Source organism: Streptomyces sp. NPDC006552 (assembly GCF_040611655.1).
Lineage (GTDB): Bacteria > Actinomycetota > Actinomycetes > Streptomycetales > Streptomycetaceae > Streptomyces.
This window is the reverse complement of sequence record NZ_JBEXOS010000006.1, coordinates 48,135-61,539: the sequence shown is the minus strand read 5'-3', so window position 1 is coordinate 61,539 and position 13,405 is coordinate 48,135. Positions and strand designations below refer to the sequence as shown.

16 protein-coding genes are annotated in these 13,405 nt (G+C 71.5%); 7 read left to right on the top strand and 9 right to left on the bottom strand.

The annotated features are described in order from the left end of the window. Positions 1-85: 85 nt before the first annotated feature. Complete coding sequence (gene def / locus ABZY33_RS05655) at positions 86-637, top strand: peptide deformylase (RefSeq protein WP_356490189.1); 552 nt, start codon at positions 86-88, stop codon at positions 635-637. Between the two features lie 48 nt (positions 638-685). Here def and ABZY33_RS05650 read toward each other — a convergent pair whose 3' ends face one another. Continuing rightward, positions 686-1,339 (bottom strand): TetR family transcriptional regulator, encoded by a 654-nt coding sequence (locus ABZY33_RS05650; RefSeq protein WP_356490188.1) that lies wholly within the window; start codon positions 1,337-1,339, stop codon positions 686-688. 162 nt (positions 1,340-1,501) lie between these two features. Here ABZY33_RS05650 and ABZY33_RS05645 point away from each other — a divergent pair, with 162 nt between their 5' ends. From ABZY33_RS05645 to ABZY33_RS05635, 3 genes are all read left to right on the top strand, one after another. Next, a complete protein-coding gene (locus tag ABZY33_RS05645; RefSeq protein WP_356490187.1) occupies positions 1,502-2,728 on the top strand; it encodes an acyl-CoA dehydrogenase family protein in 1,227 nt (408 codons plus the stop codon). Between the two features lie 286 nt (positions 2,729-3,014). Continuing rightward, positions 3,015-4,082: an acyl-CoA desaturase gene (locus ABZY33_RS05640; protein WP_356490186.1), complete on the top strand. Its 1,068-nt coding sequence runs from the start codon at positions 3,015-3,017 to the stop codon at positions 4,080-4,082. Between the two features lie 169 nt (positions 4,083-4,251). Continuing rightward, the gene (locus ABZY33_RS05635) at positions 4,252-4,434 is read left to right on the top strand and encodes a hypothetical protein (protein WP_356490185.1); all 183 of its coding nucleotides are present in this window, start codon (positions 4,252-4,254) and stop codon (positions 4,432-4,434) included. 55 nt (positions 4,435-4,489) lie between these two features. On the opposite strand, the gene ABZY33_RS05630 is transcribed toward ABZY33_RS05635, so the two are convergent. The 4 genes from ABZY33_RS05630 to ABZY33_RS05615 all read right to left on the bottom strand — a co-directional run bounded on the left by ABZY33_RS05630 (position 4,490) and on the right by ABZY33_RS05615 (position 8,192). Further along, positions 4,490-5,884: a 3-hydroxybutyrate oligomer hydrolase family protein gene (locus ABZY33_RS05630; protein WP_356490184.1), complete on the bottom strand. Its 1,395-nt coding sequence runs from the start codon at positions 5,882-5,884 to the stop codon at positions 4,490-4,492. A gap of 247 nt (positions 5,885-6,131) precedes the next feature. Beyond that, the gene (locus ABZY33_RS05625) at positions 6,132-6,974 is read right to left on the bottom strand and encodes a hypothetical protein (protein WP_356490183.1); all 843 of its coding nucleotides are present in this window, start codon (positions 6,972-6,974) and stop codon (positions 6,132-6,134) included. A 228-nt stretch (positions 6,975-7,202) separates the two neighbouring features. Next, positions 7,203-7,532 (bottom strand): hypothetical protein, encoded by a 330-nt coding sequence (locus ABZY33_RS05620; RefSeq protein WP_356490182.1) that lies wholly within the window; start codon positions 7,530-7,532, stop codon positions 7,203-7,205. Positions 7,533-7,658: 126 nt separating this feature from the next. Beyond that, on the bottom strand, positions 7,659-8,192 hold the full coding sequence (locus ABZY33_RS05615) for a PadR family transcriptional regulator (protein ID WP_356490181.1): 534 nt from the start codon (positions 8,190-8,192) through the stop codon (positions 7,659-7,661). 124 nt (positions 8,193-8,316) lie between these two features. Here ABZY33_RS05615 and ABZY33_RS05610 point away from each other — a divergent pair, with 124 nt between their 5' ends. Beyond that, entirely contained in the window at positions 8,317-9,069 is a 753-nt protein-coding gene (locus ABZY33_RS05610; protein WP_356490180.1) for an alpha/beta hydrolase, read from the top strand. Between the two features lie 45 nt (positions 9,070-9,114). Here the strand turns inward: ABZY33_RS05610 and ABZY33_RS05605 are convergent, their stop codons facing one another. Next, the gene (locus ABZY33_RS05605; protein WP_356490179.1) at positions 9,115-9,714 is read right to left on the bottom strand and encodes a methyltransferase domain-containing protein; all 600 of its coding nucleotides are present in this window, start codon (positions 9,712-9,714) and stop codon (positions 9,115-9,117) included. Between the two features lie 164 nt (positions 9,715-9,878). Then, positions 9,879-10,307, bottom strand: coding sequence for a PPOX class F420-dependent oxidoreductase (locus ABZY33_RS05600; protein WP_356490178.1), 429 nt, complete (start codon positions 10,305-10,307; stop codon positions 9,879-9,881). Between the two features lie 119 nt (positions 10,308-10,426). On the opposite strand from ABZY33_RS05600, the gene ABZY33_RS05595 reads away from it, so the two are divergent. Together ABZY33_RS05595 and ABZY33_RS05590 are read left to right on the top strand one after the other, a co-directional pair. Further along, positions 10,427-10,849, top strand: a complete 423-nt coding sequence (locus tag ABZY33_RS05595) for a roadblock/LC7 domain-containing protein (protein ID WP_356490177.1) — start codon at positions 10,427-10,429, stop codon at positions 10,847-10,849. Positions 10,850-10,995: 146 nt separating this feature from the next. Then, positions 10,996-11,904, top strand: a complete 909-nt coding sequence (locus tag ABZY33_RS05590; protein WP_356490176.1) for a DUF6397 family protein — start codon at positions 10,996-10,998, stop codon at positions 11,902-11,904. A 35-nt stretch (positions 11,905-11,939) separates the two neighbouring features. On the opposite strand, the gene ABZY33_RS05585 is transcribed toward ABZY33_RS05590, so the two are convergent. Both ABZY33_RS05585 and ABZY33_RS05580 read right to left on the bottom strand, forming a co-directional pair. Then, entirely contained in the window at positions 11,940-12,455 is a 516-nt protein-coding gene (locus ABZY33_RS05585; RefSeq protein WP_356490175.1) for a tetratricopeptide repeat protein, read from the bottom strand. Continuing rightward, on the bottom strand, positions 12,452-13,324 hold the full coding sequence (locus ABZY33_RS05580) for an acyl-CoA thioesterase II (RefSeq protein ID WP_356490174.1): 873 nt from the start codon (positions 13,322-13,324) through the stop codon (positions 12,452-12,454). The genes ABZY33_RS05585 and ABZY33_RS05580 overlap by 4 nt, the downstream gene beginning before the upstream one ends. Positions 13,325-13,405: the final 81 nt, after the last annotated feature.

Genomic DNA, 13,405 nt, shown 5'->3' with positions numbered 1-13,405 from the left:
CTCAGCCTATCGAGATCCTCTGACAAGCCCGAACCGCGGCACCACCGGCGGATCGGGGTGCTCCCCGGACCGTACCCTTACGGCCATGCGACACGGCTCGATCCCGGGCGCCTCCGGGCGCGTACGGCCCCTGACCCTGCTCGGCGACCCCGTGCTGCACCAACCCTGCGCGGAGGTCACGGACTTCGGTCCGCAGCTGGCGCGGCTGGTGCAGGACATGTTCGCCACGATGTACGCGGCCCAGGGCGTCGGCCTCGCCGCGAACCAGGTCGGACAGGCGTTGCGCGTCTTCGTCTACGACTGTGAGGACGACGACGATGTGCGCCATGTCGGCCATGTGGTGAACGCCCGTCTGGTCGCGGCGGACGGTGACGTCGTGCGGGGACCCGAGGGCTGTCTGTCGCTGCCCGGTCTGGAAGCGGGCACGCCGCGCTTCGACCACGCGCGCGTGGAGGGGGTGGACGCGACGGGCGCCCCGGTGGTGGTCGACGGCACGGGCTGGTTCGCGCGGTGCCTCCAGCACGAATGCGACCACGTGGAGGGGCGTACGTACACGGAGAGGGTCACCGGCTGGCGGCGGCGCCGGGTGCTGTGGCAGGCGGCCCGGGCGCCCTGGGCGCGGAACGCGGCTTCGTAGGAGCTCGCTGCCCGGCCGGCGCGGCGACGGACCGTGTGCGGCGGTGGCTCAGAAGCCCGGGCCGCCCACCTTGTCGCCCGCGGCGGCGAGCCGCCCCCACAGCAGATCGGCGAGGGCGGTGACCAACGCGGCCCGCGTGCACGGCCGTTCGCCCAGCCACCAGTCTCCTGCGGCGTGCATCATGCCGACGATCCCGTGGCCCCAGACGCGGGCGAGCTGCTGTCCGGCCGGGCCGAGGTCGACCCGCTCCTCGATGACCTCCGCCAGTTCCTCGCCCATCCGGCGCAGCAGGGGAGCGGAGTGGCGTCCGACGTCGAAGCCGGAGTCGCCGGGGGATCCCTCCGCCGGATGCATCAGGAACCGGTAGACCTGGGGCCTGGCCTCGATCGCCGCCAAGTAGGTGTCGAGCGTCGCCTCCACGCGCTCACGGCGCCGGGCCGGTGCGTCCAGGGCGGCGCGCAAGGAGGCGAGCAGCGCGTCCGTGTGCCGGGTGGCGAGGGCCGCGTAGAGCCCGCCCTTGTCGCCGAAGTGCCGGTAGAGGATCGGCTTGGTGATCCCGGCCTCGGCCGCGATCGCGTTCATCGAGGCGCCCGGGCCGTCCCGGAGCACCACACGGTCCGCGGCCTCGAGCAGCTCGCGCCGCCGACGCTCGGCGGCGGACTGCTGCTCCGCGCGCTGGTCGGTCCGCTGTGTGGTCTCCATGAGGTCTCCCCGCCCGTGCGATTGCTTGACGCACGCGAAAGGTAACACCCGACGGTGGGCCGGTATCGAACGCGTACTCGGAGGTTGACACGGGCTACTGGCTGGTAACACACTCCTGTTACCGTAAGTAACACATGCAGTGTACGCAGTCCTGGAGGGGTCATGGCCGAGTTCACGATGGATCTCAACGACGAGCAGAAGGAGGTCCGTGACTGGCTTCACGGCTTCGCCGCCGATGTGATCCGCCCCGCGGCCGCCGAGTGGGACGAGCGCGAGGAGACCCCCTGGCCCGTCATCCAGGAAGCTTCCAAGCTGGGAATCTACTCCCTCGACTTCTATGCGCAGCAGTTCTTCGACCCGACGGGTCTCGGCATCCCGATGACCATGGAGGAACTGTTCTGGGGTGACGCGGGCATCGCCCTGTCGATCGTCGGCACGGGCCTCGCCGCGGTCGGCGTGCTCGCCAACGGCACCGAGGAGCAGATCGGCACCTGGATCCCGCAGATGTACGGCGACGTGAACGACGTCAAGGTCGCCGCCTTCTGCTCCTCCGAACCGGACGCCGGCTCCGACGTCGCCGCCATGCGCACCCGGGCCGTCTACGACGAGGCCAAGGACGAGTGGGTCCTGAACGGCACCAAGACCTGGGCCACGAACGGCGGCATCGCCAACGTCCACGTGGTGGTCGCCTCGATCGACCCCGAGCTGGGCTCCAAGGGGCATGCCTCCTTCATCGTCCCGCCGAACACGCCGGGCCTGTCCCAGGGACAGAAGTTCAAGAAGCACGGCATCCGTGCCTCGCACACCGCCGAGGTCGTCCTGGAGAACGTCCGGGTGCCCGGCTCCTGCCTGCTCGGCGGCAAGGACAAGCTCGACGAGCGCCTGGCCCGCGCGCGCGAGAAGGCCAGGAAGGGCGGCGAGCGCGTGAAGAACGCCGCGATGGCGACCTTCGAGGCGTCGCGTCCGGCCGTCGGCGCCATGGCGGTCGGCACCGCCCGCGCCGCCTACGAGGAGGCGCTGGAGTACGCCAAGACCCGCGAGCAGTTCGGCCGCCCGATCATCGACAACCAGGGCGTGGCCTTCCAGCTGGCCGACATGCGTACGCAGATCGACGCCGCGCGCCTCCTGGTGTGGCGCGCCTCCTGGATGGGGACCACCGGCAAGAAGTTCGAGAACGCCGAGGGCTCCATGTCGAAGCTGTTCGCGAGCGAGACCGCCAAGAAGGTCACCGCGCAGGCCATCCAGATCCTGGGCGGCAACGGCTACACGCGGGAGTACCCCGTGGAGCGCATGCACCGCGACGCGGCCATCTACACGATCTTCGAGGGCACGAGCGAGATCCAGCGCCTGGTCATCGCCCGCACCCTGTCGGGGATGCCGATCCGCTAGGGCGAGGCGAGGCGAGGCGGGCGGGCGGCTGGCTTCGGACCGCACGGTACAGGCGCGGCCGGGGCCCCGCTCCTTGCGGTGGGACCCCGGCCGGCCCGGCCGGGGTCTCTGCGGCGCTCGACCCTTAAGGGTGTGGCTAACCCCCCTTCCGGAGCGGGGCTGCCCCCTACCAGGGCCGGGTGGTGGCGCCATGGCTCACCAGGGCCGGTGATTCGTAGGTTTCTCGGACCGGGCCGACGCGTAGCCCGTCGCATCGACCTCGCCCGCCACAGACCGGAGAACCGCCATGGCCCTGGCCCTCGGAACCCTGCCGCACGACACCCCACGAGCGGCGACGCGGCGCCCCGCACCCGAAGGCGGAAGTGAATTCACGCCGCTGCTGCGCGACGTGAAGGGGCAGGGCCTGCTCGACCGGCGGACCGGCTGGTACGTCCGCACCATCGCGGTCAACACCCTCGCCCTGGCCGCCGTCATCACGGGCATGGCGCTCATCGGCACCTCCTGGTGGGTCCTGGCGCTCACGCCGCCGCTGGCCGTCCTGGGCGCCCGCACGGCGTTCATCGGCCATGACGCGGGCCACGCGCAGATCACGGGGAACCGTGCCGTGAGCCGGGCCATCGGCCTCATCCACGGCAACCTGCTGCTGGGCATGAGCTACGCGTGGTGGAACGACAAACACAACCGGCACCACGCCAACCCGAACCACATCGACAAGGACCCCGATGTCGCCGCCGACGTCCTCGTCTTCACCAGTAAGCAGGCCGCTACCCGGGTCGGCTTCCGGGGCTGGCTCACCCGCCACCAAGCCTGGCTCTTCTTCCCGCTCACCCTGCTCGAAGGTCTCGCGCTGAAACTCTCCGGCTTCCAGGACCTGCGCCGGCAGACCGGACGTGAGCGCCTGGTGGAGGGCGGACTTCTCGTCGCCCACGTCGTCGGCTACGTGACACTTCTTGCGACCACCATGCCGCTCGGCCACGCCCTCGCCTTCGCCGCCCTGCATCAGGCCCTCTTCGGCCTCCATCTGGGGATGGCCTTCGCGCCCAACCACAAGGGCATGGAGATGCCCGACCCCGAGGGCGACAAGTGGGGCCATCTGCGGCGCCAGGTCCTCACCTCACGCAACATCAAGGGCGGCATCCTGACCGACTGGTTCCTCGGCGGCCTCAACTACCAGATCGAGCACCACCTGTTCCCGAGCATGCCCCGGCCGCATCTGCGCCTCGCGCAGCCCCTGGTGAAGGCCCACTGCCGTGGCCTCGGCATCCCGTTCGTGGAGACCGGGCTCGTCGACTCCTACCGCCAGGCCCTGCGCCACATGTATGAGGTGGGAGAGCCGCTGCGCGCCGACATCTGAGGCACCACCCTGCTGCGGCACGCCACCCCGGGGCGTCTCGGGGACGCGAGATCAGGGTCGTATCAGGGTCCACATCCGGAACCACGGGCGTCACGAACCCGTTTCTCACAGCAGAGACGAGCTCGCCCCACTCAGCCGAAGGCGAGCCGCTCCGAAGGAGGCCACACAGATGTCGAGGAACGCGAAGATCGCCGCGGGAGGCGTGGCGGTCGGGCTCATCCTGCTGATCTGGCTGCCGTGGTGGGTGGCCCTGCTCATCGTGCTCGGCGTGCCCACCGCGGCGTACCTGATGCTCGACCCCTCGCAGCGACGGCGGCTCCGCCGGGTCTCACGCCGGGAGATCGGCCGCTGAGAAGCCCGCGCGGCCGCACCCGTACCGGAGCCGCCCGCCCGGCCCGCGAGAGCCGCTAAGAAGTCCGCAGAGAGCAGGAGTTGACGACGTCACCGCCCGGGGGCCGGCCGACGGACCGGTCCGCGGGCGGCCTCGTCCCGTTCCGTACCCACCGGGTCAGCGTGTCGAGAGCGTCCCGGTAACACGGCAAGATCGGCCGCAGCCGGTCCGGATAGGTGTCGTACAGCCCGTCCGTGTGCGTGCCGCCCTGGATCGTGTACGTGCGGTGCAGCGAGCCGCGTCCCTGCTCGTCCACCATGCGCGCGTACACGCGCGCGTCCGTGGCGATCGGCAGCAGCGTGTCCAGATCGCCCTGGAGCGTGATCAACGGCTTCCCGACGCGCCCGGTGAGAGCGACCCGGGCGACGGCCCGGCGCACCGCCGCCGGACGCGTCGCGTAGTCGTACGCGGCATCGGACGCGCACGGCGCGAGCAGCTCCTCCGTCGTCGAACCGGCGGAGGTTCCCGGGCACGCGCGGTCGTACCCGGGGTCGAACTCCGCCCGGTACACCTTCTGCGTGAGTCCCCAGTACGCCTTCTGGTGGTACGGCCACAGGAACTCCGAGCCACGAGCGAAACCGGCCGCATACATGTCGTTCGCGTCGGCCTTCCCCTGCCCGTAGGCCACGGCGGTCGGCAAGGACGTCAGCAGCGGGGGCTCGTCCGCCGCCCACAGGACGCCCTCCCAGTCGACGCCACCGTCGTACAACCCGGGCTGGTTCTCCAGCTGCCAGCGCGTGAGGTACCCCGCGTTGGAGATGCCGGTCATGAAGGTGTGGCGCGGCGCCGCCCCGTAGCGCAGGGCGACGGCCTTCTTGGCGGCCCGGGTCAGCTGTGTCGTGCGGGCGTTCCATTCCGCGACGGCGTCCCCAGGGCGCACGCCGTCCCGGTAGAAGTCCGGGCCGGTGTTACCCTTGTCGGTCGCCGCGTACGCGTACCCCTGGGCGAGGACACGGTCGGAGATCGCCGCGTCCGTCGCGTACTGCTTGCGGTTGCCGGGGGAGGCGGTGACCACCAGAGCGCCGTTCCAGTGGTCGGGCAGCCGGATCACGAACTGGGCGTCATGGTTCCAGCCGTGCGTCGTGTTGGTGCGGGAGCCGTCCTCGAAGTAGCCGTCGATCTGCATGCCGGGGACGCCGGAGGGGTTGCGTGTCCCCGAGGCGGTCAGGCCGGCCTGGTCGGCGGTGTCCGTGTACGGGGTGCCCGCGAGGCCGGCGGTCGTCAGATCGTCCAGGCAGGCCCGCTGCTGGAACCGGGCGCCCGGCACGCGCGCGTGCGTCTGACGCGCGCAGTGCGCCTCCTGCGCGGAGGAAGCTCCCTGGGGGGACGCCGCACGTGCCAACTGCGGCCCAGACGCGACCAGGGCCATGAGTGTGGTGGCCAACAGCGGGACGGTTCTGGACATGCGCATGAGGGGCCTCCTCGAAGTGGCGGGAAGAGGCCCATCGTCGAGGGGCAGGTCCCGCTCATCCATGGGGCAAACCCACATGCGGCCGGCGCGTTCTATGTGGTGCGCCGCTTGTGGCGCGGCGGATCCTATGTGGTGCGGCGTCTACGGTGCAGCGCGTTCTATGTGGTGCGGCGTCTATGGCGCGGTGCGTTCTACGTGGTGCGGCGCGGCGGCCTGGAATGGCACGGCTGACTCCCGCGACCTGCCGTCAGACCGGCCGCACCGCCATCTTGTCGAGCGCCTCCAGCAGGCTGGGCAGCTCCGCGCCCCGGCCGACCGGCAGCACCTCGCCCGGTTCCTCGTCGAGCAGGATGAAGGCGATGTCGTCCGTGCGCGCCACCATCGACCAGCCCGGCCCGTCGGCGCGCAGCGTACGGGCGTCGTCCGACGCGAACGCGGAGCGCACGCGCCCGAGCGGGGGAGGAGCGTCCACGTAGGCCCGTGCCTCGGTCAGGACGCGCCGGATGCCCTGATGCGTGCCGCCGGGCGGCGTCCGCTCGCCGTCGTCTTTGTCCTGTGCCGCCTCGTCCTGCGCGTCCGGGGCGAAGTGCACGTCGTCGATCTGTCCGCGCCACGCGGCCCACTGGAGCGCTATCTCGTCCGCTCCCAGCCGCCGTTGCGCCGGTCCCCACGTCGCTGTGTCCGGCGGGCACAGAGGCGGCACGTCGGCCGTCTCGGGGTCCGGCTCGGGGTCGTGGGGCGCCGGGACGCCCGGGGCCGCCACCGCCAGCGCGAGCGGCCAGCCCGGCAGCGCGGCGACCATGCTCGCCTCGTCGGGGGAGAGTTCGTACTCCATGCCGCAGTCCCAGGAGGCGATGGCGACGGCCACCAGGGACACGTCATCGACGACGACCGTCCAGCGTGCGCCGTCCGCGTCCTGGCCGAGGACCAGGCCGTATCCGTCGGTCAGGGGCGCGAGTCCCAGGGCCGCGCACGCCTCGGGATAGTCGTCGCCCAGCACGCTGGGGAACTTCGCCGGCGTGAGCAACACTGCCGTGAGTACGTACAGCGCGTCGTCCTCGGCGACGACCGCGTCGTCCGTCCCGGCCATGCCAGCCTCCCCTGAGCTTCGTTCCGTCGGCGTGACCTTAGTCAGTCGCGGACGATGTCGTACAGGGGCGATGACCAGGAAAATCCATGGTCGCCCCGGCCACGCGCGCCGACGGTGGCGGCATGTCGACTTCCTGTGTGCGCCGCGTGTGGCTCCGGTGTCGGGCCGGGTGTCCGAGCTTCACGACGCCGCGTACGGGAGCCGCTCGGCGCGCCGCACGCCCGGGCGTCAGGCGGCGGGCAGGCCGAGGAGGCGTCTGGCCACGACCCGGGGCGACTCGTCCCGCTCCTGTGCGAGAACGATGACGGCTCGGCGCGCCAGTTCGTCGACGCCGAAGACCAGCGCGCTCGGCTCCACCCAGCCCGCGGCTTCGTCGACCCGCTCCTGGTCGTCCTCGATACCGGCCGCCACGTAGGCGGCTGCCGCCTCGAACAGGTTGTGCGGGCGTTGCCGGGCGGCACCGGACCGGAGACTCGCGCGCGCGGAGTCTCCGTCGTGCAGGCGCTCCACGAACTTCTTGCGCCCGCTGCTCCATGACTTCCGAACTCGGTCGAGCATGCGCGCCCCCCGCCCCCTCGCTGGTGGCTCCGGACCTCCGACGACCCCGCCAACTGACCCCATACCTCAGGAGATTGCCGCCCATGGTGGCAGAAGTGGGCCGGGGTGGCGCTGTCCCGGCGCGGGTCAGTGACGGTCCGGGTCCAGGTCGTCGAGTGTGGAGCGGAGCCAGGCGAGTTCGGCGCGGCTCGTGGCGCGCGCGACGGTGAGAATGCCGCGGCGGAAGGGGTCCGTCAGTTCCTCCGCGCGCAGCGGATGGTCTCCTTCGTAGAAGAAGCTCGCCGGTTCCTCCAGGAAGTCGAGCCGACGGTGCAGTACGTCGGCCTGTTCCCCGGGGTCCTCCAGATGCCGCAGAAACGCGAGGACGGTGAACCACCGGTTCTCGTCGGTGATGTCGGGCCGGGCCGGCTCGCGCAGTCTGCGGCGCAGCTCCTCGCGGCCCCGGTCGGTGAGGCTCAGGACGTGGCGGGGTGCCGCGGCGGCCCCTGGCTGGGTCTCGCGGGCCAGCAGTCCCGCCTTCTCCAGGCGCTTGATCGCCGGATAGAGGGTGCTCTCGGCCACCGGGCGGACATGTCCGGTCAGCGCGGTGATGCGCTTGCGCAGCTCATAGCCGTGCAGCGGGGTGTCGTAGAGGAATCCGAGGACGGCCAGCTCCAGCATGCCCCCATTGTGACCCACGAGAAGCTGGTAGGTCATCCACGTGGTACATCGTTGACGTAGTACTACGGAGCCGATGTAGTGTTCCGAAGTGGAGCAGGATGGGAGTGCGCACAAGGAGGACGCCATGCGGCAAGCCAGGTTCGACGCACAGGGGAGTCAGGTCCGGTGGACGGAGGCTCTTGGAGAGGAGCCCGCGCGGGTCTACGTCCACGGGCTGGGTTCGGCCTCGACCATGTACCACGCGCACATCGCCGCCCGTCCCGAACTGGCCGGTCGCCGCTCGCTGTTCGTGGATCTGCCCGGACATGGCATCAGTGACCGTCCCGCCGCCTTCGGGTACACCCTGGAGGAGCACGCCGACGCGCTGGCCGTGGCGCTCGACGCGGCAGAGGTGCGCGACGCGGAGATCGTCGGGCACAGCATGGGCGGCGCGGTGGCTATCGTCCTCGCGTACCGGCGCCCCGATCTCGTCTCACGACTCGTCGTCACGGAAGGGAACCTGGACCCGCGGCCGCCGCGCACCGCAGCCAGCAGCGGCATCGCGAGCTACGAAGAGGACGCTTACGTCACAGGAGGCGGCCACGCGCGCGTGCTGGAGCAGGTCGACCCGCTGTGGGCCGCCACCATGCGCCTCGCCGACCCGCGCGCGCTGCACCGCAGCGCGGTCGGCCTGGTACGCGGCACGGAGCCCACCATGCGGAGGATGCTGGAGGGCCTGAAGGTGGAGCGGGTCTACCTTCAGGGTCTGCGCAGCGGTGAACTGCACGGCAAGGACGCGCTGTCGGCGGCGGGTGTCCAGGTGGTCGAAGTGCCGGACGCCGGGCACAACGTCATGTTCGACAACCCGGACGCCTTCGCCGCCGCCGTCCGGGGATAACCGGCCCCACGGAGCCGCACCCCGTCCGTCCGGCACGGTCGCGGTTCACTCCTCACGCACCGCCAGCGCCAGGAAGCGCGTGTCCTCGTCCACGTACGAAGTCAGACGCCAGCCCGAACCGGCCAGCAACGGGCGCAGGTTGGGCTCGGCGCGCAGATCCTCGGGGGTGAGCCGGCGTCCGTGGCGTGCGGCGAGGGCCCGCCGCCCGATCGGGTGGAAGAGCGCGAGCCGGCCGCCGGGCCGCACCGTACGCGCCAACTCGCGCAGATTCTCCGCCGGTCGCGGCAGATGCGAGATCAGGCCCGCGCCGAACACCGCGTCCAGCACTCCCGGACGCAGCGGCAGCCGCCCCACGTCGGTGTGGAGCAACTGCCCCGCACGGTCCCGCCCGGCCGCCACGGCGGCTTCCAGCATGGCCGCGGTCAGATCGGCGCCGAGCACCACGCCCGAGGGTCCGACGGCCGCCCGCAGCGGCGGCAGGGCCCGGCCGGTGCCGCACCCCGCGTCGAGCACCCGGCCGCCGGGGCGCAACCCCAGCGCGGCGACCGCCGCCGCGTAGGCCGGGCCGTCGTCGGGGAAGCGGGAGTCCCAGCCGGCGGCGCGGGCCGCGAAGAACTCCTGCACGCGTGTGGGGTCATCGCTCATGTGCTCCATGATTGCGCAGTGCACGGAGGAGAGCGGGACCCGGGCCGGGTGAGCACCGCTCGACCGGCCCGCTCCCGGACCGGAGGAGACTGCGGGCCCGCCGCGACCCGGCTGGTTGGCCAGGCCGACCTGCCCGGCCGCGGCATGGGCTGGGCGCGGCCGGCTCAGTCCGCGACGTCCCCCATGGCCACGACCTTCTCGACCCGGACCCGGACTACCAGCTCCCCGGGCACGGCATTGCGCCGGCCGAATTCCTCCGCGCGGTCCTCGCCCATGTACCGGCCGCCGATCCGGGTGGCCGAATCCAGCAACGCGGCCGGATCTTCGCTGAGTTCCGCGCGGCCCTGGACCGTCACGAAGGAGAAGGGCGGGCGCTCGTCGTCGACGCACAGGGCGACCCGCCCGTCCCGGGCCAGATTGCGGCCTTTGACCGTGTTCTTACCGGTGTTGAAGACGATGTCGTCGCCGTCCAGGACGAACCAGACGGGAGCGATGTGCGGGCTGCCGTCGGCCCGCACGGTGGACAGCTTGGCGGTGCGGGTGCCCTCGGAGACGAAGGCGTGCCATTCCTCATCGGTCATCTTGTGTGCCATGCGCCCATCCTGCTTGCCCGGAGGTCGGCCGTGGGGAAGGCTGGCGAAAGAGATCCTCCGGTCAGGGGAGCGGTCCCCACCGGGGCACGGGGAGCCAGAGGAAGCGGGGAGACAGGGACATGGCGCAGAACACGGGACTCGGGTGGCTGCTGGACGATCTGACCCAGCGTGTCGAACATGTGCAGCACGCTCTGGTGCTGTCCAACGACGGTCTGGTGACCGGAGCCAGTACCGGCCTGCGCCGCGAGGACGCCGAACATCTCGCCGCGGTCTCCTCCGGGCTCCACAGCCTCGCCAAGGGTTCGGGCCGCCACTTCGGCGCCGGGAACGTGCGCCAGACGATGATCGAGTTCGACGACGCGGTGCTCTTCGTCACCGCCGCCGGCGACGGCAGCTGCCTGTGCGTCCTCAGCTCCGCCGAAGCCGACATCGGTCAGGTCGCGTACGAGATGACACTGCTCGTGAACCGGGTCGGGGAGCACTTGGCCGTGGATGCCCGGCAGCCCGACCGTACCCCGTTCATCGACCCTGAGCTGCACTGACGCGAGACCTCAGAGCGGGCGCGGCGGAGTTATCCACAGGCCCCGACGGGGTCCGTCGATGCGGGCTACGGTTTTCCCCGAGCGGTCACAGAGCGTGACCGCGAGTGATCGACCGACGGGGGAGAACCATCGTGCACAGCTCCATCATGACCAGGCCGCAGGGCAGCGCAGCGCGCGAACTGGGCCTGAAGCGAGGCGAGTTCGACCTCGCGGTACGCCTCGGCCACATCCGGACGGTCGCCGCGCCGGACGGCGGACGGCGCCGCGTCCCCCAGGAGGAGATCGAGCGGATCCGCGAGCACGAGAACTTTCCGGAGGCACTGCGCCGGCAGGTCAAGGTGGTCGGAACCGCCGAGGGGGCCCACCTCATGGGCATCCCGCCGACCCGCTTCACCCGGCTTGCCCGCGCGGGCCTGCTGATCCCGGCCAAGTTCTATCTGAACCGGTATCGGGCCGTGGTGTGGCTGTACCTCGCCGAGGAACTGCGGGAGTTCGCGGAGTTCGAGCTCCATGCGCCGCTGCTGACCGGCCGCGCACCGGACAAGATGCGGGCCCGGCTGTCGGCCGGTGAGGACCTCCGGCCGCGCAGGTGGCGGGCCCGGCACGCGGGCTACCTGTTGGGGCAGTGCGGCGACTCCTGGGAGCGGGCCGCGGCGATGGCGACGCTCCTGGACCCGACCCAGCTCGTCGACCTGGTCGAGAACCCCTACGAGCGGGCCTACTTGCGGCAACTGCGCCCCGAGGAGTCCTGGTACGGAGTACCCGACTCGCCGACGGCCCGGATCGTCGAGCGCATCCTGACCGCCGACGACCCGAACGAGATCAGCTGGCTGCGGGCGAACCTGCTGCTCAGCCTGGCGGAAGCGCGGGCCCTGCGGCCGGCCCCGCGGCCCACGGGGGAGGAGCCAGCCGATCGGGACACGCTCGGACCACCCGTCTCGGAACGTCACACGCCTGGACCACAGCTACCGGGACCACCCGCACCCGAACCTCGGCCCGAGGCCGACGAGCCGGCTCCCCGGCTGTGGCGGCGGCTGCTGGGCAGACGGGGCTGAAGGGTGACGCAGCCGGTGACGCGCCGATGACCGGGCTACGCAGTGCCTTCGACGGCGTCCAGATCCTGGGCGTAGTGCTCGATCGCGCTCCGGTACCCCACGATGTCCGGGTCGGCACTGGTCTCGGTCACCACCGTGAGGAGCAACCGCATCCCGTCGTGCGCCCGGCCCACGTTGTACAGCGCCATCGCCAGGAACGTCTTGAGGGCGTTGTCGGCGGGGAACGCCGCGGTCGCCTCGCTCAGCGTCGCCACGGCATCCGCGTAGCGGCCCAGCGTGCGGTAGGTACTGCCGAGACCGAGCAGCGCCCCCTTGCGGTCGTCCGCACCGAGCCCGTGGCCGGCCAGCGCGTCGACGTAGTGCGGCACGGCCTCGGCCTCCAGACCGAGCGTGTCGTGCACCCAGGCGGTCTGGTACGCGACCTGTGCGTCGTCGGGGAACCGGTCGCGGAGCACGAGGAGGCGTGCACGCGCCTCCTCCCGGTGGCCCGTCTCCCGCAGCCGCACGGCTTGCGCGAGCAGGACGCCGACGTCGTCCGCCGGGCCCGTCACCCCTGGAGCTTTCGGAACAGACCCTCCTGCACCACGGAGACCAGCAGCCGCCCTTCGACGTCGTAGATGCGGCCGCGGGCGAGACCCCGGCCGCCGGTGGCGATCGGCGACTCCTGGTCGTACAGGAACCACTCATCGGCACGGAAGGGACGGTGGAACCACATGGCGTGGTCGAGCGAGGCCATGTCGAAGCCGCGGGGGCCCCACAGCGGCTCGACCGGCAGACGTACCGCGTCGAGCAGTGTCATGTCACTCGCGTAGGTCAGCGCGCAGGTGTGCACGAGCGGGTCGTCGCCCAGCGGACCCACGGCGCGCATCCACACGGCGCTGCGCGGTTCGGCGGACTCGACCTCCTCGGGGGTCCAGCGCAGCCCGTCGACATACCGGATGTCGAAGGGCTGGCGGCGCGCCATGCGCTCCAGCGCCTCGGGCAGGGCGCCGAGATGGCCCCTGATCTCGTCGGCGATGGTCGGCAGCGACTCCGGGTCCGGCACCTCGCGGGCCGGCGGCAACTGATGTGCGAAAGCCCCTTCCTCGGGCTTGTGAAAGGAGGCGGTGAGATTGAAGATCGTGCGACCCTGCTGCACGCCGGTGACCCGGCGCGTGGTGAACGAGCGGCCGTCGCGGACCCGTTCGACCTGGTACACGATGGGCACGCCCGGACGGCCCGGGCGCAGGAAGTACGCGTGCAGCGAGTGCACCGGCCGGTCGCCCTCCGTGGTGCGGCCCGCCGCGACCAGTGCCTGGCCGGCGACCTGCCCGCCGAAGACCCGCTGCAGGGACTCCTCCGGGCTGCGTCCGCGGAAGATGTTGACCTCGATCTGCTCCAGGTCGAGCAGGTCGACGAGCCGCTCCGCAGGATTCGTCATGCGTGGTTCTCTCTCGTGTGTGCGGCCGGGGTGCTCCGGCGCGTGGACGCGGGAGGACGCGAGCGTCCCCACGGTCCGGGA

Coding starts and splice junctions, on each gene's coding strand:
- def (WP_356490189.1), top strand. CDS start 86: ATGCGACACGGCTCGATCCCGGGCGCCTCCGGGCGCGTACGGCCCCTG.
- ABZY33_RS05650 (WP_356490188.1), bottom strand. CDS start 1,339: ATGGAGACCACACAGCGGACCGACCAGCGCGCGGAGCAGCAGTCCGCC.
- ABZY33_RS05645 (WP_356490187.1), top strand. CDS start 1,502: ATGGCCGAGTTCACGATGGATCTCAACGACGAGCAGAAGGAGGTCCGT.
- ABZY33_RS05640 (WP_356490186.1), top strand. CDS start 3,015: ATGGCCCTGGCCCTCGGAACCCTGCCGCACGACACCCCACGAGCGGCG.
- ABZY33_RS05635 (WP_356490185.1), top strand. CDS start 4,252: ATGTCGAGGAACGCGAAGATCGCCGCGGGAGGCGTGGCGGTCGGGCTC.
- ABZY33_RS05630 (WP_356490184.1), bottom strand. CDS start 5,884: ATGCGCATGTCCAGAACCGTCCCGCTGTTGGCCACCACACTCATGGCC.
- ABZY33_RS05625 (WP_356490183.1), bottom strand. CDS start 6,974: ATGGCCGGGACGGACGACGCGGTCGTCGCCGAGGACGACGCGCTGTAC.
- ABZY33_RS05620 (WP_356490182.1), bottom strand. CDS start 7,532: ATGCTCGACCGAGTTCGGAAGTCATGGAGCAGCGGGCGCAAGAAGTTC.
- ABZY33_RS05615 (WP_356490181.1), bottom strand. CDS start 8,192: ATGCTGGAGCTGGCCGTCCTCGGATTCCTCTACGACACCCCGCTGCAC.
- ABZY33_RS05610 (WP_356490180.1), top strand. CDS start 8,317: ATGCGGCAAGCCAGGTTCGACGCACAGGGGAGTCAGGTCCGGTGGACG.
- ABZY33_RS05605 (WP_356490179.1), bottom strand. CDS start 9,714: ATGAGCGATGACCCCACACGCGTGCAGGAGTTCTTCGCGGCCCGCGCC.
- ABZY33_RS05600 (WP_356490178.1), bottom strand. CDS start 10,307: ATGGCACACAAGATGACCGATGAGGAATGGCACGCCTTCGTCTCCGAG.
- ABZY33_RS05595 (WP_356490177.1), top strand. CDS start 10,427: ATGGCGCAGAACACGGGACTCGGGTGGCTGCTGGACGATCTGACCCAG.
- ABZY33_RS05590 (WP_356490176.1), top strand. CDS start 10,996: ATGACCAGGCCGCAGGGCAGCGCAGCGCGCGAACTGGGCCTGAAGCGA.
- ABZY33_RS05580 (WP_356490174.1), bottom strand. CDS start 13,324: ATGACGAATCCTGCGGAGCGGCTCGTCGACCTGCTCGACCTGGAGCAG.